The 24,193-nt window shown below is 46.0% G+C and carries 21 protein-coding genes and 2 tRNA genes; 5 read left to right on the top strand and 18 right to left on the bottom strand.

The window, feature by feature from the left end:
* Position 1: 1 nt before the first annotated feature.
* Positions 2-217, top strand: coding sequence for a SlyX family protein (locus THICY_RS02635; protein ID WP_013835072.1), 216 nt, complete (start codon positions 2-4; stop codon positions 215-217).
* Between the two features lie 38 nt (positions 218-255).
* Here the strand turns inward: THICY_RS02635 and THICY_RS02630 are convergent, their stop codons facing one another.
* The 11 genes from THICY_RS02630 to tsaE all read right to left on the bottom strand — a co-directional run bounded on the left by THICY_RS02630 (position 256) and on the right by tsaE (position 12,074).
* A complete protein-coding gene (locus THICY_RS02630) occupies positions 256-1,572 on the bottom strand; it encodes an adenylosuccinate synthase (protein ID WP_013835071.1) in 1,317 nt (438 codons plus the stop codon).
* An 11-nt stretch (positions 1,573-1,583) separates the two neighbouring features.
* Positions 1,584-2,762 (bottom strand): ATP phosphoribosyltransferase regulatory subunit, encoded by a 1,179-nt coding sequence (locus tag THICY_RS02625; protein WP_013835070.1) that lies wholly within the window; start codon positions 2,760-2,762, stop codon positions 1,584-1,586.
* A gap of 24 nt (positions 2,763-2,786) precedes the next feature.
* A complete protein-coding gene (locus THICY_RS02620) occupies positions 2,787-2,975 on the bottom strand; it encodes a DUF2065 family protein (protein ID WP_041435306.1) in 189 nt (62 codons plus the stop codon).
* A gap of 45 nt (positions 2,976-3,020) precedes the next feature.
* Complete coding sequence (gene hflC / locus THICY_RS02615; RefSeq protein ID WP_013835068.1) at positions 3,021-3,869, bottom strand: protease modulator HflC; 849 nt, start codon at positions 3,867-3,869, stop codon at positions 3,021-3,023.
* A gap of 1 nt (position 3,870) precedes the next feature.
* Positions 3,871-5,106, bottom strand: coding sequence for an FtsH protease activity modulator HflK (gene hflK, locus THICY_RS02610; protein WP_013835067.1), 1,236 nt, complete (start codon positions 5,104-5,106; stop codon positions 3,871-3,873).
* Positions 5,107-5,221: 115 nt separating this feature from the next.
* Positions 5,222-6,532 carry a ribosome rescue GTPase HflX gene (gene hflX, locus THICY_RS02605; protein WP_013835066.1) on the bottom strand — a complete coding sequence of 437 codons (1,311 nt, stop codon included), beginning with the start codon at positions 6,530-6,532 and terminating at the stop codon, positions 5,222-5,224.
* A gap of 12 nt (positions 6,533-6,544) precedes the next feature.
* On the bottom strand, positions 6,545-6,817 hold the full coding sequence (gene hfq / locus THICY_RS02600; protein WP_013835065.1) for an RNA chaperone Hfq: 273 nt from the start codon (positions 6,815-6,817) through the stop codon (positions 6,545-6,547).
* 60 nt (positions 6,818-6,877) lie between these two features.
* A complete protein-coding gene (miaA, locus tag THICY_RS02595; protein ID WP_013835064.1) occupies positions 6,878-7,849 on the bottom strand; it encodes a tRNA (adenosine(37)-N6)-dimethylallyltransferase MiaA in 972 nt (323 codons plus the stop codon).
* A 7-nt stretch (positions 7,850-7,856) separates the two neighbouring features.
* Positions 7,857-9,665 carry a DNA mismatch repair endonuclease MutL gene (mutL, locus tag THICY_RS02590; protein ID WP_013835063.1) on the bottom strand — a complete coding sequence of 603 codons (1,809 nt, stop codon included), beginning with the start codon at positions 9,663-9,665 and terminating at the stop codon, positions 7,857-7,859.
* 74 nt (positions 9,666-9,739) lie between these two features.
* Complete coding sequence (locus THICY_RS02585) at positions 9,740-11,365, bottom strand: N-acetylmuramoyl-L-alanine amidase (protein WP_245534978.1); 1,626 nt, start codon at positions 11,363-11,365, stop codon at positions 9,740-9,742.
* Between the two features lie 202 nt (positions 11,366-11,567).
* The gene (gene tsaE / locus THICY_RS02580; RefSeq protein WP_013835061.1) at positions 11,568-12,074 is read right to left on the bottom strand and encodes a tRNA (adenosine(37)-N6)-threonylcarbamoyltransferase complex ATPase subunit type 1 TsaE; all 507 of its coding nucleotides are present in this window, start codon (positions 12,072-12,074) and stop codon (positions 11,568-11,570) included.
* Between tsaE and queG the strand changes: the two genes are divergently transcribed.
* Positions 12,066-13,304, top strand: coding sequence for a tRNA epoxyqueuosine(34) reductase QueG (queG, locus tag THICY_RS02575; protein ID WP_173358411.1), 1,239 nt, complete (start codon positions 12,066-12,068; stop codon positions 13,302-13,304). The genes tsaE and queG overlap by 9 nt on opposite strands.
* Positions 13,305-13,404: 100 nt before the next feature.
* Here queG and THICY_RS02570 read toward each other — a convergent pair.
* The 7 genes from THICY_RS02570 to THICY_RS02540 all read right to left on the bottom strand — a co-directional run bounded on the left by THICY_RS02570 (position 13,405) and on the right by THICY_RS02540 (position 19,831).
* Positions 13,405-13,481, bottom strand: a tRNA-Arg gene (locus tag THICY_RS02570).
* A 76-nt stretch (positions 13,482-13,557) separates the two neighbouring features.
* Positions 13,558-13,650, bottom strand: a tRNA-Ser gene (locus THICY_RS02565).
* A gap of 72 nt (positions 13,651-13,722) precedes the next feature.
* On the bottom strand, positions 13,723-14,940 hold the full coding sequence (locus THICY_RS02560) for an aspartate kinase (RefSeq protein WP_013835059.1): 1,218 nt from the start codon (positions 14,938-14,940) through the stop codon (positions 13,723-13,725).
* A 62-nt stretch (positions 14,941-15,002) separates the two neighbouring features.
* Entirely contained in the window at positions 15,003-17,600 is a 2,598-nt protein-coding gene (alaS, locus tag THICY_RS02555) for an alanine--tRNA ligase (RefSeq protein ID WP_013835058.1), read from the bottom strand.
* A 38-nt stretch (positions 17,601-17,638) separates the two neighbouring features.
* A complete protein-coding gene (locus THICY_RS02550) occupies positions 17,639-18,142 on the bottom strand; it encodes a regulatory protein RecX (RefSeq protein ID WP_013835057.1) in 504 nt (167 codons plus the stop codon).
* Complete coding sequence (recA, locus tag THICY_RS02545) at positions 18,126-19,169, bottom strand: recombinase RecA (RefSeq protein ID WP_013835056.1); 1,044 nt, start codon at positions 19,167-19,169, stop codon at positions 18,126-18,128. Before recA ends, THICY_RS02550 begins: the two co-directional genes overlap by 17 nt.
* A 155-nt stretch (positions 19,170-19,324) precedes the next feature.
* The gene (locus THICY_RS02540) at positions 19,325-19,831 is read right to left on the bottom strand and encodes a CinA family protein (RefSeq protein ID WP_013835055.1); all 507 of its coding nucleotides are present in this window, start codon (positions 19,829-19,831) and stop codon (positions 19,325-19,327) included.
* A 308-nt stretch (positions 19,832-20,139) separates the two neighbouring features.
* Between THICY_RS02540 and mutS the strand changes: the two genes are divergently transcribed.
* From mutS to THICY_RS02525, 3 genes are read left to right on the top strand one after another with little or no spacing between them, the layout of a single operon-like run.
* A complete protein-coding gene (mutS, locus tag THICY_RS02535; protein WP_013835054.1) occupies positions 20,140-22,728 on the top strand; it encodes a DNA mismatch repair protein MutS in 2,589 nt (862 codons plus the stop codon).
* Between the two features lie 26 nt (positions 22,729-22,754).
* Positions 22,755-23,618, top strand: a complete 864-nt coding sequence (trxA, locus tag THICY_RS02530; RefSeq protein WP_013835053.1) for a thioredoxin — start codon at positions 22,755-22,757, stop codon at positions 23,616-23,618.
* A 53-nt stretch (positions 23,619-23,671) separates the two neighbouring features.
* Positions 23,672-24,193, top strand: a complete 522-nt coding sequence (locus THICY_RS02525; RefSeq protein ID WP_013835052.1) for a hypothetical protein — start codon at positions 23,672-23,674, stop codon at positions 24,191-24,193.

The raw sequence follows: 24,193 nt of genomic DNA, 5'->3' as shown, positions 1-24,193 counted from the left end.
GGTGGATAAGAACTTAGTTGAACGACTAAATGAATTGGAAATATTGTTGGTTTACCAGGACGACACACTGCAAGCGACCCAACAAACGCTACAAATTCAACAACGACAAATCCAACAGCTCGAACGCCAACTGCAGCTGTTGTCTGAGTATTTGAAATCTTTAAAAGATCCACAGGTAAAAGCACCCAATGAAGAAACCCCGCCCCCTCATTATTGAAGGAGCGGGGTTTTCTTAAGTCCCAAAGACCGTGGAAATTAGAAAATTTCTTCTAAAATTAAGGTTTCGGCACGATCTGGACCGGTCGAAAGGATGGTTACTGGCACGCCAACCGCTTGTTCAAGGAAACGGATATAGGCTTTCGCTGGTTCAGGCAAGGCATCCCAGCTTGCAATACCGACCGTTGATGACTGCCAGCCTGGCATGCTTTCATAGACCGGCTCACACTGTTCATATTCATCGGCACTGGCCGGTGGTAACTCTAACAACTGACCTTGATAACGATAAGCGGTACATACTTTAATCTCGGCTAACTCATCCATCACATCGAGCTTGGTTAAACAAATTCCAGTTAAACCGTTAATTTGTGCTGAGCGACGTAATGCCACCGCATCAAACCAACCGCAGCGGCGTTGGCGACCGGTAGTCGCTCCAAACTCAAAGCCACGCTGACCCAGTTCTTTACCAGTCGGATCACCCTTATCTTCTGCGACAGAATAAACCAACTCGGTTGGGAAAGGACCACCACCCACGCGAGTGGCATAGGCTTTGGTAATCCCCAGTACATAATCCAACGCGGTTGGGCCAATGCCTGCCCCAGACGCTGCCCCACCCGCTGTGGTATTCGAAGAAGTGACATAGGGGTAAGTACCGTGATCAATATCTAGTAAGGTGCCCTGGGCGCCTTCAAACAATATATTCTTGCCTTGGGCGTTCAAGTCCGCAATCATCGCTGGCACATCAGTCAACATTGGCACAATTAATTCGGCATAGGCTTGGCATTTTTGCCATAGTTGGTCAAAACTGACCGGTTCGGCCTTGAAGTAGTTGGTTAACATAAAATTATGGTAGGCCACAATGTCTGCCAACTGCGCTTTAAATTTTGTCATATCTTTTAAATCACCCGCACGCAAGCCACGGCGAGCAACCTTATCTTCATAAGCCGGACCAATTCCACGTCCGGTAGTACCAATGGCCTGGTTGCCACGAGCACGTTCACGTGCTTGATCGATAGCCACATGGTAATCCAAAATTAACGGACAGGCATCACTGACTTTCAAACGATTACGCACCGATAAGCCACCGGCTTCGAGTTTTTCAACTTCTTTTTGCAAAGCATCGGGAGCCAACACAACCCCATTGCCAATCAAACAATCAACGTGCTCGCGCAGAATCCCAGATGGGATAAGATGTAATACGGTTTTCTGGCCATCAATCACCAGAGTGTGACCAGCATTATGACCGCCCTGGAAACGAACCACCGCGGCCACTCGGTCAGTCAGTAGATCTACGATCTTCCCTTTGCCCTCATCGCCCCATTGGGTACCCACTACCACTACATTACGTTTGCTCATGTTTCTATCTTCTACTCTTTAATCTTAATAACCCAATCGGCACCCTGCGCAATCAATTGATTCGCGCCAGCTGGTATATCACTATCCTGGTAAGCACGGATTACCGTGTGGCCATTCGCTTTTAATTGATTCACTTGATCTAACCAGGCTGACGACGCATTGAAAACACTATAAATAGGTGCCGCTTCTAGCGGCTCATCGACCAAGTTATCAATCAAATTACGCAAGTCAATACTAAAACCGGTGGCCGGATAATCAGCACCAAATGCCGAGCATACTCGATCATAACGACCGCCTTTGGCAATTAAAATAGAACTCACGTCGGCTTGGTAGCAGGCAAAAATGAGGCCGGTGTGATATTGAAAGCCACGTAAATCGGCTAAATCTAGGTGAATATCAACACCCTGAACACCGGCAAAATAATCCACAACGAACTGAAGATCAGCTAAACACTGATCAAGCTCGCTATCTAATGAATCTAGAGACTTGCTAGCAAGACCTAACACTGAGGACGCACTGCCCACTAGCGTAATCAGTGATGCAAAGGCACTTGTTAATGACTCTGACAAGGTTTGATTAGCTAACCAGGCCTGGTATTCTGGAAGTGCTTTGCGTTTTAGAATATCAACCAAGGCATCTTGGTTAGCGGTATTTAATTTAGCAAGATCCATTAGACGTTGCACGACACCCACATGACCCAAGCTTAACGAAACGTGTACAAAACCTAATTGTTTAGCGGCCGCTAGCATCAAATCAATCATCTCGATGTCGCTAGCGATACCTTGGTGGCCAAATAATTCGGCACCCACTTGAATCGGACTTCTTGAACCCTTCGCCTTGTTATTGCGCGATTTCAATACTTCACCCACATAACACAGACGAGTAATGACGCCGGCGTTCGGTTTCAGACGATTACTCACGATACGCGCTACTTGCGGGGTCATGTCGGCACGCACACCCATCATGCGGCCACTTTCGTTATCCGTAAAACGACAGGTATCCAATGCAAGCTTACGCCCTGTACCCGTTAATAATGAATCGGTAAACTCAGCAATCGGAGGCAAGACTAGTGCATAACCCGCTGCGGTAAACTCATCCAATAGGTTGCGACGATGCGCTTCAAGACGCGCGGCTTGTGGTGGTAATAAATCTTCAATACCTTCAGGCGTTAACCAAATATTTTGTTGCATAACTTTCATCTTATAGTTGAATTTTTAGCCCCAAAGCAGTAGTAAAACCAAGCCAATTAACACCAGTGCTAAACCAGTCATCCGAAGCTGAATTATTGGCAATTGTGCCGCACTTAAGACCATCTTTCGCCAAAAGTTTGGAAACAACAAGGGCAACAACCCTTCGAGGATCAAAACGAGTGCAAGAGCAGTTATTAAAGCTGTAGTCAACATTTTGGGGTGTTCCAAAAAAAAGGTGGGGAATCCCCACCTTCTTCATTAACGTGTAAAGTGTTTAAAGAAATCCAAGTTTGGATCTAACACCAGCATATCGTTTTTCGACGAGAAAGACTCTTGGTAGGCATTTAGACTCTGATAGAACGAATAGAATTCGGGATCAATGCCATAGGCTTCAGCATAAACACGCGCCGCAATCGCATCCCCTTCACCTCGAGTTTGCTCTGCTTCACGGAAGGCATCAGCCAATAATACCGTACGTTGACGATCGGCATCAGCACGAATACGCTCAGCAGATTCACCACCGAGTGAACGCAGGTCTGCTGCTACACGCTGACGCTCTGCTTCCATACGACGGAATACCGATTCACTGATATCACGCGGTAAGTCAATTCGCTTCAAACGCACATCAACAATTTCAATACCAAATTGCGTCGCTTCACGGTTAGCTAAACGGGTAATGTTATCTGCTATTACTACACGTTCACCTGAAATAATATCTTCAACCGTACGGGAACCAAACTGGGAGCGCAAACCATCTTTAATAATTTGTGATAGACGCTGATTCGCTAAATTAAAATCACCGCCCATCGAGGTATAAAAACGCTCCGCATTATCTACGCGCCATTTGATGTAAGAATCTACTTCAAGGTTTTTTAACTCCCCAGTCAAATAACGCTCTGGGGTCGCATCCATAGTTTGAACACGCTGGTCAAATGTGCGCACATTGTTTACAAATGGCATTTTGACATGTAGACCGGGTTGCAAATCTGTTTTGACAATCTCACCTAAACGAAACACAACGCCCGTTTCTGCTTCTTGTACTAAAAACAATGAATTAGTGCCAATGAAAAGAACAGCGGCGATACCTAAACCATAAATCGCTTTCATCTTAACGTAACTCCCTATTTCTTAAAAAGTCACGAACATTGCTGTCCGTTGGACTCGAGTTCGTCGTACTAGGCTGGTTAGCCGGAGGACGTGCTGAACCAGTGGCCGATTGTGCCGGCGCAAATGGCACATTGCCAACAGTGCCAGAACCACCCATGATTTTATCTAGTGGCAAGTACATCAAATTATTTCCACCTTCAACGCCCATAAAGACTTTGGAGGTGTTGTTGAGTACGTTTGTCATAGCTTCAAGATACAAGCGTTCTCGCATCACTTCTGGTGCATTTTGATACTCGGTAACAACACTCACAAAACGTGACGCCTGACCTTCTGCTCTTGCAACAACCTGGTCACGATAAGCACGGGCTTCTTCAACAATACGTGCGGCCTGACCACGCGCTTGCGGAATAACCTGATTGGAATAAGCTTCAGCTTCGTTAATTAAACGCTCACGGTCCTCACGAGCTTTTACCACATCAGCAAAGGCAGATTGCACCTGCTCAGGTGGCTGAGCATCTTGTAAGTTAACGGTAGTAATAAATAGCCCAGACTGGTATTGATCAAGATTGCGCTGTGTTAACTCACGCACCTGGGCAACAATTTCAGTACGCCCTTGAGTAAGTACGAAATCCAATGAATTACGACCTACAATCTCACGCAACGCACTTTCAGAGGCCGCCCGCAAGGTCGCGTCCGGATCACGCACGTTAAATAAATAATCGGCAGCTGACTGAATGCGATACTGCACCGCAATGCGAACATCAACAATATTCTCATCTCGGGTCAACATTAGCGCTTCAGAAGCTACTGTGCCTGAGCGATTCTGTGCATCAGTACGGTAACCAATCTCTGTCGTACGGATACGGTCTACGTTAACTTTGGTAACGGATTCTATAGGATATGGAATATGCCAATGCGGACCTGGACCTGTTTCGGTTATATAAGCACCAAAACGCTTAACCACTCCTCGTTCGGCTGTATCGACAATATATACACCTGAAAGTAACCAAATAACCAGCAATACCAGAAAACCGACGCCGATATGTTTACCTTTGATACCACCATTAAAATTGCCACCGGCACCACTAAACATTTGCTGTGCTTTCTTCAGCAACTCATCAAGGTCCTGATCAGACTTACGCTGTGGTCGCTTGGGTGGCTCATTGTTATTGCCAGAGCCTTTACCAGGATTACCCCAAGGGTCCTGTCCGGGCTTACCGGGTTCATTCCATGCCATGTTACTCTCCAGTCTTTTTTGGGATGCTATATTTTAGAGTCATAACGCTGTGTTGTCATCCATTAACTCACATTACCTGCGGATAATCGCATGTATTAGGTTTCATAGCTAGTAATTAAGGGTTAGCTTGCTGTAATTTTTCAATATATTGACATTCGGGCCATTTCAAAACTTGATCATACTGCTGTTCGGTTAGATACACTTGTAGTTTTATCACGCCCTGTTCATCACAGATTTCTTGCTCAACTTTACCTAGCGCATAAAGTTGCGCGCGACGATGTCCGGCAGCAGGCCCCAGTTTAATCATCATGCGTACAAATCGACCTTTAAAAAAACTGGCTAATGCATCTTTCAAGGCCGCGATACCCAAATTATTTTGAGCCGAAACCCAAACCCTTGTCGGCTGCCCTTCCTCATCGTAATCGACATGAGGTTCAACAGTCGGTTGCAACAAATCAATTTTATTAAATACGATTAATTGTGGCACATCGGCTGCACCCACTTCGTTAATCACCTGTTCAACCTGGGCGATTTTGTCATCACGCAAGGGATCAGCCGCATCCACCAAATGAATCAATAAATCAGCTTCACTGGTTTCTTCTAAGGTCGATCTAAATGCGGTCACTAGATCATGCGGGATATGTCGAATAAAACCAACCGTATCGGCCAATATCGCCTTGCCACCGCCGGGCAAATGAACACTTCGCAAGGTCGCATCCAGGGTCGCAAATAGACGGTTTTCCGCATAAACATCGGCGGCAGTGAGCAAATTAAATAACGTCGACTTGCCCGCATTGGTATAACCAACCAGGGTAATAGTCGGATGGTCTGAGCGTTGACGTGACTGGCGACCCAGTGCGCGTTGTTTGCGAACCTTGTCGATACGCTTTAATAAATGTTTAATCCGTTCTTGTAGTAAACGTTTATCAGATTCCAATTGGGTTTCACCAGGCCCGCGTAGGCCGATGCCACCTTTCTGACGTTCTAAATGCGTCCAGCCGCGAACTAATCGTGTGGACATATGACGCAATTGCGCCAATTCAACCTGCAGCTTACCCTCATGAGAACGAGCTCGCTGAGCAAAAATATCTAAAATTAGCCCAACACGATCAATAACTCGCGCTTTTACAACACGCTCGATATTACGTTCTTGCCCTGGACTAAGGGCATGATTGAAAATAACAACATCGGCCTTATGCAGCGCAACAGCAGCGGCTACTTCATCTAACTTACCGGAACCGATATAAAGTTTCGCATCGGGTCTATCACGCTTTGTTTTAATTAACTCGGCTTGTTCGGCACCGGCCGACTCTACCAGTTCTAAAAACTCGGTTAATTCCTCTCGACACGTTTCATCTTCAAAATCAACATGAACCAAAATAGCAACATCTAGTTGCTTGCGCTCAAGGCGCCCAAATAATTCCATATTAAGTTTGGCTTATTCCGCGTCGATTTTGTCTGAATCGTTTTGTGTAGCGAAATCATAGGCTTTCGGATCGCGCAGCGGTACGATAGTTGAAATCGCATGTTTGTAAACCATTTGGGTCACATTGCTGCGTAGCAACACCACAAACTGGTCAAATGAATCAATTCGGCCCTGCAATTTGACGCCGTTCACGAGATAAATAGACACGTTAATACGTTCTTTACGCAATGCATTTAAGTAGGGGTCTTGAATGGGAACGGCTTTCGCCGGTTTTAGCTTATCCATTTTGCTTTCCTTATTATTGTTAATGGTATTATTTTTGACTAAAAAAGCATATCACAAGTATTAAGCGATATTTTTACAATTTAGTGTGAGGTGCTCGAGCACTTGCTGGGTGAGTGTATCTTCCGAAACACTGTAGGGGTCGAAGATCGCGGCTTCGTCTTCTTTGCGCAACCAGGTTATTTGACGTTTAGCTAATTGCCGAGTTGCTACCAATGCCTTTTCAAATACTAAGGCTTCTGGATATTCACCCGCAAAATGATCCAAAACTTGTCGATAACCGACACTGCGCATCGCCGGACTGTCTGGATCATGTTCAGGCTGTTGCGCAAGAGACGCAACCTCTGCGACCAGGCCTGCGGCAAACATTCCTTCTAGACGCTGAGCAATCTTTTCGTGTAATGCTTGACGCGATGCCGGCATCAATACCAGCTTTACCAATGGAAAAGTCCATGCACTTGAACGACTGTGTTGCAAACTCGTTAAGGTATGACCACTAATCTCATACACTTCAAGCGCACGAATCAGTCGCTGTTGATCGGCTTGATTGATTCGTGCCGCGGCTTGCGGATCAATAGCCTGCAACTTGGCATGCAGATTTGCTGGACTTTCTTCAAATTCCGCTTGCAACCTAGCTCTTACACTGGGGTCAGCACTCGGTAAATCGGACAGACCCTGGGTAAGCGCGTTGAAGTACATCATGGTACCACCCACTAGGACTGGAATCTTACCGCGAGCAAAAATCTCTTTGGCAATTCGTTGCGCATCAGTCACAAAGTCAGCAACCGAATAGCTCTCATTTTGACCCAAAAAATTAATCAAATGATGGGGTACTTGCGCTAACTCAGCGTCGGTGGGTTTTGCTGCACCTATATTTAAGTCTCGATAGATAAGCACGGAATCAACATTAATAATTTCAATCGGCAGATAGTCGGCAAGTGCTAATGCTAAAGCTGTTTTGCCGCTGGCGGTTGGACCCATGATCGCAATCGCGGTAGGATTTTTAATAAAGTTGTTCCAATCGCAGATCGGCATACTCAATTTAACGTCCCCGCATAAAAAGTTGATCTAATTGATCAATTGACAATTGCACCCAGGTGGGTCGACCATGATTACACTGAGAAGATGCAGGCGTTTGCTCCATATCACGCAATAACTGATTCATCTCGGCGAGTGTTAACTGCCTATTAGCACGCACCGATCCATGACAGGCGCGACGGGATAAAATAGCGGCGAAGCGTTCTTCTAGTGCGGTCTCTGGAGCTTGATCCGCCAGCCAATCGGCAAAGACTTTTTGCAATAACTCACTAATATCAAGTCCTTGGAGCAACGCCGGTACGGCTATAACCCGAAGTTGCGCAGGACCCACTTGTTCAAACGCAAAACCCCATTGGGTCCACCACTCAGGATTAGCTTCCCAGTGCATAACGGCAGCATCTGACAAGGTCAGCATTAAGGGTACTAATAAAGGCTGTGACACAATAGTCTGTTGTTGCCACTGTTTTTTTAAGCGTTCATAGACAATACGTTCGTGTGCCGCATGCATATCGACTAATACCAGCCCTGCCTCATTTTCTGCCAAAATAAAGATGCCCTTAATTTGAGCTTTAGCAAAGCCTAAGATGGGCGAAGGGTCGGAATCCGGTTCACGAACCGACGATAAACTTTCCGGTGACATCTCATTGCTGGCATAGGGGCGCTGAAACGCCATAATTTGTTCCGTGCTAGGCGTTGTTGTGTCACGTTTAAAATCGAATGGTGATTGGCGGGCGCTTGTGGCGGGCATTTTCGTATCTGTATTACCACTAACACTAGACCTGGCGTTAGCTGCTTGCCCCATTACCAGCGGCTGCATCACCGCATCGCGTATCGCCCGACGCACATGATCATAAACTTGTCGACCATGCTGGAAACGGACTTCATATTTAGCCGGATGCACATTAACATCCACTTGGTCATAGGGCACCTGAATAAACACCACAAATACCGGGTGGCGACCGTGATACAACACATCCGCATAAGCCAACTTAATCGCCTGCAGCAACTGACGATCTCTAACGATCCGACCATTAACAAACACAAATTGTTTATCGGCCAAGCCCCGATGATAGGTGGGCAAACTCACCCAGCCCGAAACGCTTACACCGGGTAAGGTTTGGTCAATATATAATGACTGCTCAACAAATTCATCACCCAAAAGCGAAGCCAGTCGCGATAAGTGCCTAGCGCGCTGAGTAGCTGGTGGGTAATCAAAGACTTGTTTTTGGTTGTGAACCAAACGTAAGCCAACACTCTGATTGGCTAATAGTGTACGTTTAAGATAGTCTTCAATCTGTGAAAACTCGGCTCGCGGGGTTTTTAGAAACTTTCGGCGTGCCGGTGTGTTATAAAACAAGGACGCGACTTTGACTCGAGTCCCATGCGCGGCGGCGGTTGGCGTTAAATCAGACCAACGACCATCAATTTGATTTTGCAACAACCAAGCATGGGGTTCATCAGCATGGTAACTGGTAAGGCTAAATTGACTAACTGACGCAATACTGGCAAGGGCCTCTCCACGAAAACCTAAACTCGCGACATTCGACAAATCCTCGTAATGCTTAACCTTGCTGGTGGCATGCCGTTCAACGGCTAAAGGAATATCTTCGGCAAGAATACCGGCACCATTATCCTGCACCTCAATCAGCTCTACGCCCGCCTCCTCTAGCCAAATAGTAATTTGAGTGGCACCGGCATCGAGTGCATTTTCAACCAATTCTTTTACTACGGATACAGGGCGCTCAACCACTTCACCGGCGGCAATTTGATTGGCCAGCGCATCTGACATCAAGCTAATGCGATTTTTATTCATGAGTTCGTTGAGTATTTGAAGAGGTTGTTATTCTATCAACAACTCCGAAACAACCCAACCGAATTGAGAAGATATTAACTAGCGGCCAACATTTGTTGACGAATCGGAATGCGTAACTCCGTACCGACGCGAAGTTGATTAGCATTGGTAAGGTTGTTCATCTGCATAACCTGAGGAACGGTTACACCATGACGCTGGGCTATTAGAGACAGCGTGTCTCCAGGCTGAACCCGATAGGTACGGTGATAATGAACAGTCATCTTGTCAGTAATAGGAATACGCAAGCTACGCCCTACCACCAATTGATTAGGGTTACGCAAGCCATTTAACCGCATTAATTCTCGCGAAGATACACCATAGATATCGGCAATGGTTGATAGATTGTCACCGCGTTGAATTTGATGACGCACAAACAAAGGCTCTCCCCAATTGGGCTTATGCCCTGATTCCTCTAAAAATGCCTGCAGTCCAATCGTTAGCGATTGCGCGAACTGGCGTTGGAATCTCGGATTAACCAGCAGTCGTTCATCTTCAGGGTTGGATATAAAAGCGGCTTCGACCAAAATAGCGGGCATATCAATCGAGCGCAAAACTGCAAAATTCGCCGCTTGAACGGTAGATTTGTGCAAGTGTAGGCCATTACCAGACATCACATTAAGAACTTGGCCACCCAGTTTACGGCTGGCTTGCAAACTGGATTCACGCGAAAAATCACTCAAAACAAACGCAACATCTTGATCGCGACCAGCTAAAGTTACAATCCCTAATGCTTCGTTCTCACGTTCTGCAACAGCGCGCGCCATAGCACTTGAGGCTCCACGCTGTGACAATACATAAACTGAACCACCCCTTGGCTGAGGGCTGGTATAAGCATCAGCATGAATGGATACAAACAGATCCGCTTGCTGGCCACGGGCAATACGTGCACGTTCATCCAAACCTACATACACATCTCGGTCACGAGTTAAAATGGCACGCATGCCAGGTTGACGATCAATTTCTTCTTTTAACTTTTTAGCTATCGCTAAAACAACGTCTTTTTCATAAACACCTGACGGACCAATAGCACCAACGTCATTACCACCATGTCCTGGATCTATAGCAATAACAAACTCTTTAGCCATTCTATTATGCTGTTGCAAGGTATCTCGAACAGCCGGCTGGGCCACTGCGGGTTGCGCTGGCGCAGGTTGCGTTGCAACCGGAGTCGGACGAACCGGCACAGGCTGCGGTGCCACTTGCACCGGATTATCAGCCTCCACAGAGGCTACATCAGTCGCTTGTGGGCGCGTAGCTGGTGGCGGGGCTGCTTGCGCAATTACTGTCTCTGCTAAAGTTGGTGCTTGGCGGACATGGGTACTAATATCTACAACAAGGCGCTGAGGACGCTGTTCTGTTTTGGCCAACACGAAATGGCGATACTCATAACCTGCCGACAAATCCAAAACAACCCGAGTACGCTGCACATCAGTTGCCATGCGAATACCGGATAGACGCGGGTCTTGAAAACGTTGATTACGGAAACTCACATTGCTTTGAGCCCCAGGAAAATCGATAACAATTCGTGGCGGGTCCTCTAAATGCATAACTCGGTAAACGTCGGTATTTGCCATTTCAAACACCACGCGTGTTTGATCGGGTGTTTGACCAAGCCGAATACTGTTTACCTCTGCCGCAATCGCTACCTGACTTGTTAGCAACAAAACCAACGTAAAAATCGATTGTAGGCACAGCTTACAGGCTGATTTGAATTGCGTAGTCTTTGTTAAATACATTACTAACCGTACCAATTGAAATAACTCTTATTTTTAGTATAATCCAGCAGAGCTATAAAAATCAACTACAACAACAACTTATATTACACTTCTAAAATAAATATAAACTATATCGGCAAAATCGAAGTTATTGAGACCAAGAACGCAACCAGTCTGCTGCTTCAGGCGAACAAGCAACCACTTTTAGATAACGACTCGTATCCACAATTCGTAATGCCAAGATTAAATCTGCTTGAGGTAGCAGGCCTGCTGCCTTGCTTGGCCACTCTAGCAACACGACATCTGCCTGGGCTTCAAGATCTCTAAACCCCAAGTATTCGAGTTCTTCTGGTTCGCATAAGCGGTATAAATCGGCATGTAAGACACGACAAGATCCCTGTGAAGATTCATACTGCTCAACCAGTGTGTAGGTTGGGCTTTTAACCCGTAATTGATAGTCCTGCATTAAGGTTTTTATAAATGCTTGCGATAAGGTTGTTTTTCCAGCACCCAAATCGCCTTCAAGATACCAAATGCGTGGCTTCATGCTGTCATTATTAGCTTGCCAATAGGTTGCTAATGCAGACGCAATAGCCTGCGTGTTTTCAGCATCAATCAATAGATATTCTTTGCTAAAATAGTTGTTATGAACCATAGCACCCCTCCTGAAAAACTGAATACACCCCTACTCAGTCAAATGATTAAAGATCACGCCTACCAACTAGGTTTTAGCCATTGCGGCTTTAGTCACACCGACTTAAGCGCCTATGAGGCCGATTATTTTAATTGGTTGGGACTTAATTACCATGGCACCATGTCTTACATGGCGGCCCATGGCACAAAGCGCACTCGCCCGTCCGAACTCATACCCGGTACCCAGTCCGTTATCAGTGTATTGATGCCTTATTTTGAGTACGATCAATATGACCCTATTATTCAACTGCAATCGAAACAGCATGCGTATGTATCACGCTATGCTCTGGGGCGAGATTATCATAAGGTGCTAAGAAAAAAGCTAGCAAAACTAGCAGAATTTATTCTAAGCCAGGTTCCTGATGCCGCATTACGCGGCTTTGTTGACTCAGCACCCGTACTTGAACGTCAGCTCGCTTATCAAGCAGGCCTTGGTTTTTTGGGCAAAAACAGTTTGCTCATTCATCCGAAAGCCGGATCTTGGTTTTTTATTGGCGAGATTTACACCAATTTAACGCTCGCATCTGACAGCACCCCAGTTCGAGATGGATGCGGTCAATGCCAGGCCTGTATCCAAGAGTGTCCGACTCAAGCCATTGTTGCGGATGGCGTTGTTGATGCACGACGCTGTATCTCTTACTTAACCATCGAACACCAAGGTGCCATTGATGAAGAACTGCGTCCGTTAATGGGTAATCGAATATACGGGTGCGATGACTGTCAACTTGTGTGTCCTTGGAATCATTTTACGCCCCCCAACCAACAGGATGACTTCAAAGCACGCCATGAACTTGACCAAGCGCTCCTAATCGACCTTTTTAGTTGGTCACAGCAGGAATTTGAAGTGCAGATGGCAGGCTCACCGATTCGCCGAATTGGCTATGAAAAATGGCAGCGAAATATTGCTATCGCGCTAGGAAATGCCGATTTCGATGAAGATATTATAACCCAGTTAAAAAGCCGCCTTGGTCAAGTAAGTGACATGGTCGATGAACATATTTACTGGGCGATAACACAACAGCAACAGGCAGGCACTCTTACTAACGCAGTAGAGAAGTCTAACTATCCTACCTCGCCCATCGGACTACCAAGCTCTGCGGCAAAATACTATTTACCGAAAAGCGCCAAAGCACAATTCAAAACGAAACGGGTGCTCCCAGTTCGAACAGACTCTCAAGATTCATTGGATTAGTTATGAACGCTGCTTAACAGACTCGAGGGTATTTTTTACGGTATCGGTAGGCTTTAAAAAAAATAAACCCCAGGTTAATCAATAACCTAGGGTTTGAAGATGGCGCGCCTGAAGAGATTCGAACTCCTGACCGCTCGGTTCGTAGCCGAGTACTCTATCCAGCTGAGCTACAGGCGCGTTGTGGTTGCGTATTATAGAGAACTCAAAAGAAGAGTCAATCTAATTTTTGCATTTTTTAAAGCGTTAAAATGAATGGCGGAGACGGAGGGATTCGAACCCTCGATAGAGCTACAAACCCTATACTCCCTTAGCAGGGGAGCGCCTTCAGCCTCTCGGCCACGTCTCCACATTCAAGTCGCGTATACTACAGATAAAACGCAATGAAGTAAAGTCCAAAATCTGATTTTGGGCGAGGTTTTTATACCTTATCTAACTCAAATTTCAGGTGCAAGCTTTTTACCGCTTTTTCAAGCTGATCCTCTTGCACTACCACCGAAATTTTGATCTCTGTAGTGGCGATCATTTGAATGTTGATGTCTTCCTCGGCTAACACTTGGAACATTCGGCTAGCAATTCCCACGTGGGAACGCATACCGACACCGACCATTGACACCTTAGCAATCGCATCGTCATATACAACTTCTCGGGCACCTAGATTTTGAGCGACCTCATTTAGAATGTCTTGTGCTTGCGCACGATCACCGCGTGGTACGGTAAAAGTGAAGTCAGTGGTACCATCTTGACCCTGGTTTTGAATAATCATGTCAATTTCGATATTAGCATCGGCAATCGGGCCAAGAATTCGGTAAGCAACACCTGGCTTGTCAGGCACACCCAAAACTTGCAGCTTTGACTCATCACGATTAAACGCAATCCCTGAAATAAGGGGTTTTTCCATAGTATTTTCCTCAGAAGTAATCAGGGTGCCGCCGCCATCCTGCAAGGATGACAATACACGCAACGGCACTTGGTATTTACTGGCAAACTCAACCGAACGAATTTGGAGCACTTTGGCCCCTAAACTGGCCATCTCTAGCATTTCGTCGAAGGTGATGGTGTTTAAACGACGCGCCTCGGGCACCACTCTTGGATCAGTAGTATAAACCCCGTCAACATCAGTATATATTTGACACTCATCAGCTTTAAGGGCAGCTGCTAGCGCAACGGCTGTGGTATCTGAACCACCGCGTCCCAAGGTTGAAATATCGCCATTAGCGGTAACACCTTGGAAACCAGCAACAACAACTACTTTATTTTGATCAAGTTGATGACGAATTTTTTCGGCATTAATGCTATCGATACGCGCCTTGGTATGCACTTCATCAGTTTGAATCGGTACTTGCCAGCCTGTATAGGAAATTGCATCGTAACCTTTTTGCTGTAACGCCATGCTCAACAATGCAATAGTAACCTGCTCACCAGTTGTTAACAGCATATCCATTTCACGTTTTGATGGACGGGATTGCATGGTTTTTGCCATATCAACCAAACGATTCGTTTCACCCGACATAGCTGATAAAACCACCACAACTTGGTGACCTTCATCAACAAACTTCGCTACCTTTTTTGCCACATTTTGAATGCGCTCTAAAGTACCCACCGAAGTACCACCATATTTTTGGACAATAAGTGCCATTTAATTCTGTGCCCTTTTATTTCTTATCTAAAAATTTGCAATCTATCAATAATTATTAGCGCTTACACGCGTTCTTGCATCCAAGAAGTAACCGATGCCAAGGCTGTGGGTAACCCGGCTGGATCCTTGCCACCGGCCTGCGCCATATCGGGTCGTCCACCACCTTTACCACCCACCTGTTGAGCGACAAAGTTCACCAACTCGCCGGCTTTAAAACGGCTCGTTTCTGCTTTACTGACACCCGCCACAAGATTCACTTTATCACCTTGCACAGAAGCCAACAAAATAACCGCAGGAGCTAACTTGTCTTTTAAGCGATCGAGGTTTTCTCGCAGCAGGTTCATATCCGCGCCAGGTAATTCGGCCGCTAACAAATTAACATCGCCAAATTTATGTACCTGCTCGGCTAACTGATCGCCTTGTGAAGCGGCCATTTCTGCCTGTAACTGCTGAAATTGTTTTTCAAGGTCTTTGGTTTGGTTAACCAGGCCTGCGACTTTATCCAGCAAGTGCGCTTTATCAGCCTTAACCAAGTCAGCGGCTTGAAGGAGCGTCGCTTCTTGATGATAAAGCACGTCCCAAGCACCATGACCCGTAATCGCTTCAATGCGACGAACGCCTGAAGCCACCCCACCCTCTGACAAGATCTTAAAAGGACCAATTTGACCGGTTGAATGCACATGGGTACCGCCGCATAGCTCAATAGAGAATTCACCCATATCAACAACGCGCACAACATCGCCATACTTTTCACCAAATAGCGCCATCGCGCCCATTTGTTTGGCGGCATCAATATCCATATGCTGAATCCCGACAGGATGGTTCAACATGATATTTTCATTCACCAGGCGTTCAATTTTTTGTAATTGATCGGCTGGAATGGGTTCAAAGTGGCTAAAGTCAAAGCGCAGACGATTCGGAGCAACCAGTGAGCCTTTTTGGCCGACATGATCGCCCAAAACTTGACGAAGTGCCGCATGCAATAAATGCGTTGCTGAGTGATTGCGTTCTGAATCACGACGAGCAACCACATCTATCTGCGCTTCGATTTCTTGATTTAGCGCAATATGACCCGCCGTCATCTTGCCGGAATGCAAGAAGGTGTTTCCTTGTTTTTTGACTTCGTCGACATGGAAACTGGCCATATGGGTTCCAATAAAACCTACGTCGCCAACCTGACCACCCGACTCCGCATAAAAAGGCGTTTTATCGAGCACGACCAGGCCTGCTTGACCTTCGTCTAGCTTATTTACAGCGACACCATCAACAAACAAACCGACTACTTTTGCATGCACCTGATCCTGCGAGTAACCTACAAACTCGGTAACGGCTTGGCAGTCGATACGGACCGCTTGACTACCGCCAAAACTGTTGGCGGCACGTGCTCGTTCACGCTGTGCTTGCATCGCTTGTTCAAAACCGGCTTCATCTAGGGTTAAACCGCGTTCACGCGCAATATCCGCGGTGAGATCAACGGGGAAACCATAGGTATCATAGAGTTTAAAAATCGTTTCACCGTCAATCTGAGCAGCACCAGCCAAGTCTGCTATGGCCTGCTCTAAATGCGCCATGCCATTTTCGAGGGTTTCCGCAAAACGCTCCTCTTCCAACTTTAACGCACGTGTTACTTCCGTAGCTTTGGCAGCCAATTCAGGGTAGGCCTCGCCCATTTCAGCAACCAGAGGCACTACTAACTTATGGAAGAAGGGCTGTGTTTGGCCGAGCTTGTAGCCATGGCGTATCGCACGACGAATAATACGTCGCAACACATAACCGCGCCCTTCATTAGAGGGCAAAACACCATCGGTAATAATAAACGCACATGAACGAATATGGTCGGCAATCACCCGCAAGGAGCTTAAGGTCGTGTCGGTTTGACCGGTTAATTTTGCCGCCGCATTCACCAACGTTTTAAACAAATCGATGTCGTAGTTATTGTGTTCACTTTGCAACACGGCCGCTAGACGTTCTAAGCCCATACCCGTATCTACGGACGGTTTTGGCAAAGGCGTTAAGGTACCATCGGCAGAGCGATCGAACTGCATGAACACGAGATTCCAGATTTCTATGAAGCGGTCACCATCTTCTTCGGGTGAACCAGGCGGACCACCAGGAATACTTGGACCATGGTCATAAAAAATTTCACTACAAGGACCACAAGGGCCGGTATCACCCATTGACCAGAAGTTATCTTTAGCACCACAACGTGAAAAGCGTTCAGCGCTAACGCCCAACTCTTTCAGCCAAATCTCAGCAGCCTCATCATCTTCTTCAAACACCGTGATCCAGAGCTTTTCAGCCGGCAAGCCCAATCGCTGAGTCAAAAACATCCATGCAAACTGGATCGCTTCTCGCTTGAAATAATCACCAAAACTAAAGTTACCAAGCATTTCGAAAAAAGTATGGTGACGTGCCGTATAACCGACGTTTTCCAAGTCATTATGCTTGCCACCGGCACGAATACAACGCTGCACACTGACGGCGCGAGAATAATCACGCACTTCTTGACCTAAAAAAGTTTCTTTAAACTGTACCATGCCAGCATTGGTAAACAACAAGGTCGGGTCATTGCCTGGAATTACGGGGCTAGAATGCACCGGATGGTGGCCTTGTTCGGCAAAGTAATCAATAAACGCTTGTCTAATTTCTGCACTGGTCATGTTTAAAAAAACCTAATAATTTCAAAATAAAATACACATTAATCAGCCTCAAAAGCCTGATAACATTGTGTCACCGAAAAACCTCGGCCTTGTAAAAAACGTAATCGCCGCGCAAATTCTTTACGATTCGCGGGGCGATTAGTATCACCAAACTTTTTTTCTAACGCTTGTTTAGCTATCGCCTGAGAAGACTGCACGTAATCACGCAATGCCATTTCAATTAATTCCAGCTGACCACAAGACTGCAAAAGGGCCTGACGACATTTTAACTCGCCCTGCCCTTTTGCTTGCGCCATGCGGAGATAACTTTCTACATAACGCTGATCAGATAACCAATTTTGTGATTCGCAATAGTCTAATGCTTGTGATAGCAAAGTTTCAAGCTGTGAACAATGAGAAAATTTTTGGCGCAGTTTCTGCGCCAACTCTTTCCGACCGTGCTCTCGCCTTGCCAATAAACCTTGTGCGCGTGCTACGATAACCTTTACTTTACAATCATTGAAGGGTTGCGAAACGTTTACTGTACTAATCGGCCACCTCATCTAGTGAAAACTCAGCAACCGGCTTCGCAGATGACGGCTTCGCTAACAATCGAGCTTTTAATTCAGCCTGAAGTCCTTCAGAAACCGCAGGATTGTCTTTCAAGTATTGACGAGCGTTATCTTTACCCTGACCAATTTTTTCACCATTACAGCTATACCAAGAACCGGATTTTTCGATTAAACCTTCTTTAACACCTAGATCAATAATTTCACCTTCGCGTGAAATTCCTTCGCCATACAAAATATCAAATTCAACCTGTTTAAAGGGAGGGGCGACTTTGTTTTTAACCACTTTTACACGCGTTTCGTTACCAAGAATTTCCTCGCCTTTTTTAATCGCCCCAATTCGACGAATATCTAAACGCACTGACGCATAAAACTTTAATGCGTTACCACCGGTAGTAGTTTCAGGGCTACCAAACATGACACCAATTTTCATACGAATCTGGTTAATAAAAATTACCAAGGTATTGGTGCGTTTGATATTTGCAGTAAGTTTACGTAAAGCTTGTGACATCAATCGCGCCTGCAGACCCATGTGTGAATCACCCATGTCACCCTCAATTTCTGCTTTCGGTGTTAAGGCCGCGACCGAATCAATAACCACAATATCAACACCACCAGAGCGCACTAACATATCGGCAATTTCAAGCGCCTGTTCACCGGTATCGGGCTGCGAAACTAACAGGTTATCGACATCCACACCTAATTTTTCAGCATAACTTGGGTCTAACGCGTGCTCGGCGTCTACAAACGCGGCAACACCGCCTTTTTTTTGTGCTTCGGCAATCGCATGCAAAGTCAATGTTGTTTTACCCGATGACTCTGGCCCATAAATTTCGATAACACGTCCTTTAGGTAAACCAGCAATGCCTAGCGCAATATCCAGCCCTAATGATCCTGTTGAAATCGCTTCAATATCACGCGGCGCGGTAGAGTCACCCATTCGCATGATCGACCCTTTGCCAAATTGCTTTTCAATTTGCCCGAGAGCGGCGGCGAGTGCTTTTTGCTTATTTTCATCCATAGCGTTTTCCTTATGTGCGGGGTGCATCGTTTTAATGCATGCTTTCGTTAATTTGATGCGCGAAATGGCACAGATTATCCCACAGTATTGCAACCATTTAAACGAATTTTAACAGAACCTTACTGAAATAGTACGTTAATTTACTTACCAATAATCTAATTATTCACCAAACCTATCAACCCTTTCAAGCCTGCGAGCGTCGTTTGCTGTCTTACCGCTTGACGATTACCCTCAAAATGAAACACCTTCGTTATAATTCTTGCGCGCTTACCGCCTTGACGCCGCCCCCAGGCCAACCATACCGTCCCAACTGGCTTATCCGGTGAACCGCCGCCAGGGCCAGCAATTCCACTACAGGCGACCACGTAATCGGCATCTGAGAAGCGCAACGCTCCGGCAACCATCTCCGTAACACAGGCTTGGCTGACAGCACCCGATTGAGCAAGCGTGACAGCATTAACATCTAATAACTGCTGTTTTGCCGCATTACTGTAGGTAACAAAACCACGATCAAACCAAACTGAACTTCCGGGCAAATCAGTCACAACTTGTGCCATCATCCCACCCGTACAAGACTCAGCTGTGGCTAACAAGGCCTGCTTGTCTAGCATAATTTGCGCGAGAGAACTCACACTATCAACAATTTTTTGTTCAATACTCATCAAGAAATTTCTCAAAATTAATACCTAGATAATTCCGGAGCGAGGTCAAGTCATCTTACAAAAGACGCGCCAAAATCTTGCTCCCTCGGCGAATAATCAGTCAAAATAAAGTCTAGCATTATGTTTACCAACTTCTAATGTAGTTTAGTAAAAAAGTCTCGTCGAGTAACCGTCAACCACTTACTAGATTAGCATTAAGTGATAACAATCTTAAAAAACCCTGAAGGAATATTTCGGCTAAGTTTTATCCTATCAACTGGTTTTTGCTAAAATGATGTCTTTATTTGCAAAAGCCTTCCCTAGCCGTTATGACTAACACCGTCTCAGACCATGTCGCCAACCACACGCCTATGATGCAACAGTATCTTAAGATCAAAGCAGAACATTCGGATCGGCTAGTGTTTTATCGCATGGGCGATTTTTACGAATTATTTTATGACGATGCCCTGAAAGCAGCGCGTTTACTCGACATTACCCTGACCCAGCGCGGTCAATCGGCCGGCAAGCCGATCCCAATGGCCGGGATTCCACATCACAGTGCCGAAGGTTATTTGGCGAAACTTGTGAAATTAGGCGAGTCTATTGCTATTTGTGAACAAGTCGGTGATGTTAGCAACAAAGGCCCTGTTGAACGAAAAGTCGTGCGAATTCTAACCCCTGGTACTCTAACGGAAGACAGCTTGCTTGAAGCGCGCCAAGACAACTTGCTGGTCGCCTGGTCACAACAGGGCAAGCAGATAGGGATTAGCTGGCTAGATGTCGCTAGTGGTCGCTTTGAGGTGACCGCTTTTGATAATCAAGACGATGCCGTAAATGAATTACATCGACTTAATCCCGCCGAATTAATTTTTGCCGAATCGGTCACTCACCCTGATGAAAGTCTAAGCGCCCATAGCCATAACCTGCCAGATTGGTTATTTCAAGAAGCCGCGGCCAAGCGCTTATTACTAGAACATTTTAGCACTCGGGATTTAAGCCCATTTGGTTGCGAAAATGCACCCGCCAAAAGCGGTGCCGCTGCGGCTCTACTCTATTATGCACAATCCATGTTGCAACAACCCTTGCATCAAGTAACCAGCTTGCAAAGTTATCAAACAAACGAGTATTTGACGCTGGATGCTATTACACGCCGCAATCTAGAAATAGATAGTCATCAACAAGGTTTTCAGCATCACACGCTATTTCATTTAATTGACCAATGTCAAACAGCGATGGGCAGCCGATTATTGCGGCGCTGGTTACGCCAACCTTTACGCAATCGAACTCACATTCGGCAAAGATTGAATGTGGTTGACAGTTTACTCCACAGCCAAGAGTACCCCATTTTACAAGAACACTTAAAGCCAATTGGCGATCTAGAACGTATTTTAAGCCGTGTTGCTTTAGGCAGTGCTCGTCCGCGTGACCTGAGCCAACTTAGCCGTGGGCTAAACGCGCTACCAGGCCTGCTAAGCTGGGCAAAAGACTGGGGGGCCTTAGATGCATTAACGGCTCAAATTGACCCTTTTCACGAATTAGGCGACGAACTTAACCGCGCCTTAGTAGCAAACCCGCCTTTATTATTGCGCGATGGGGGTGTTTTTAAATCCGGTTATGATGAACAGCTGGATGAATTATTGGCGCTAAAAACTCAAGCGGGTGATTTTTTAACCGATTTAGAGACTCGCGAACGCGAGCGCACCGGCTTAAACAGCTTAAAAATCGGCTTTAATCGGGTGCAAGGCTATTACATTGAATTAAGTAAACAATATAGTGATCAAGTACCATTAGATTATACGCGGCGCCAAACTTTAAAAAATGCCGAACGTTACATCACCGCTGAATTAAAAAACTTTGAAACCCAGATTCTCAGTGCCGATGATCGTGCTCAAGCCCGTGAAAATTGGCTCTACGAACAACTCCTTGGCAAGATTCAAGCGCAATTAATGGTCTTACAGCAAACGGCAAATGCGCTAGCAACCCTTGATGTATTAGCCAATTTTGCGGCACAAGCTATGGCACGCAACTACGCTAAACCCCAGTTTCGTGAGGAACCAGGCCTGGTTATTGAGCAAGGGCGACATCCAACAGTAGAAGCCCTGTCTCATGAACCCTTTATTGCCAATGATGCTGACTTTAATGAACAACGCCGTTTACACATTATTACCGGTCCCAACATGGGCGGTAAATCGACCTATATGCGCCAAACAGCGATTATTACCATTCTTGCACATATCGGTTGTTTCGTGCCCGCCAAGCAGGCCTGTTTCGGTCCAATTGATCGTATTTTTACCCGCATAGGCGCATCCGATGATTTAACGTCGGGGCGATCAACCTTCATGGTTGAGATGACAGAAACCGCGCATATATTACGCCATGCTAGTAACCAATCACTGATTCTAATGGATGAGGTAGGCCGCGGCACCTCTACATTTGACGGACTTGCTCTCGCTTGGGCAATTGGCGAATACTTGGCTACTGAGGTTAAAGGTTATTGTTTATTTGCAACCCATTATTTTGAACTGACCAGTCTTGCAGAGCAATTTGACAACACCGTTAATAGTCATTTAACCGCCGTTGAGCACCAAGACAGTATTATTTTTTTACATCAAGTCAAACCGGGTCCAGCATCACAAAGCTATGGCTTACAAGTTGCCGCCTTGGCCGGGGTTCCCGCGGTGGTGATTACCCAAGCCAAAGCGCGCTTAAACGAACTCGAGCAACCAAGACCCGCCTTGGTAAACCCATCGAGCCTTGAAAGTGCCGTTAAGGATCATCATCTGCAGTTTGACCTCTTTAATAACCCAGAACCTGACCCCATAATAACGGCTATACAAAGCCTTGAGCCGGATAACCTAACGCCTAAACAAGCGCTTGAACTGATTTATCAATGGCGTAGTCAGATTAACAAGCCTTAAATGGCTTAACAAAAGGATACTAATTGATGGCTAATGCATTAATTGCAGATGTTACTGAACAAAATTTTCAGCAAATTGTTTTCGACAATTCTCAACATCTTCCGGTACTGGTGGATTTCTGGGCGCCTTGGTGTGGTCCTTGTAAATCGGTCATGCCCATTTTAGAACAATTGGCTGAAGACTATGCCGGCTTATTTTTACTGGCGAAGGTGAATATTGATGACAACCCAAACCTTGCCAACCAGTTTGGCGTGCGCTCAGTACCCACATTTAAGCTCGTTAAAGCCGGTCAAATTGTTGCGGAATTAACCGGTGGACAACCTGCTTCTGCCTTCAAGACCATGCTAGAAGAACATATTAGTCGCCCGTCCGATAGCCTACGTGAACAAGCAAAACAGGCTCATCAAACGGGCCAAACTGAACAGGCGATCAGTCTTTTGCAACAAGCGGCAGAACTGGAACCGGATAATCACAGCATCCATCTTGACCTGGTCAACATTTACTTAAGCACGCGCCAATTTGAACAAGCGTCCCAGCTATTCCATGCCTTACCTGATACCTCAAAACTGACAGCAGAAGGTAAAGCAATCACCGGCTTGCTCCATTTTGCGACTCTTGCTGCAACGTCTGACGATATTCACACCATTCAACAAACCTTGCGCGACAATGCCAACGACCCCGCCGCTCTATTGGGCTTTGCCAGTATTCTGATGCTTCATCAAGAGTATGAAAAGGCTATGCAGGCCTTACTGAAACTCATGATGGTGGCAAGTGATTATCAAGAAGGTGTAGCTAAGAAAAGCTTGTTAATTATTTTTGAAGCAATTAAAACCAGTCATCCCGATTTAGTAAAAACTTATCGGCGTAAATTGCAAAGCTTCCTTTTTTAAGACATTCATTTTTTGTTAATATCCCATCGGTTTATGAAAATAGGAAAATCGCAATGCAATTGAAAAAATCATGGCTCGCTTTTACGGGTATCCTGGCCACTGGCGCCTTGTCGCTGTCGCTAAGCACACCAGCCATAGCCGCTGAAAGCAACAGCACACCAAGTACAACTGAAATTTTTCAAGCACCTGAAGACCTGTCCAGTGTTCGCCCTGTGTTGCTTTGTCGCTATTACCATCAGCAAACACCAGAAGAACAGCAACGTTTTTACAACCGAGTTGATTCGCTGGGCCTACTTAGTCACCGTGATTATGAAATGATGTCAGAAGGCAAGGTTGTTGTGGGTTCTTCACTCTGTGGTATGTACATGACCAAAGGCGAACCTTTATTTGAAGACGGCATTCAAATTCGTCCGTTGGTGTTCAAAGTCGTCCACGTATATGATGATGAATACATCGTGACCCAAAGCGGCATGGTGATGGAAATTCATGAACGGGTTGAGGGCCAGATGCCACCCTCTATTGATGGAAGCGCACCAGACGTTGCACCACCTCCGGTTGCCCCTAGAACACGCTAA

It is taken from the genome of Thiomicrospira cyclica ALM1 (assembly GCF_000214825.1).
Lineage (GTDB): Bacteria > Pseudomonadota > Gammaproteobacteria > Thiomicrospirales > Thiomicrospiraceae > Thiomicrospira > Thiomicrospira cyclica.
This window is presented reverse-complemented; position numbering and strand designations above follow the sequence as displayed.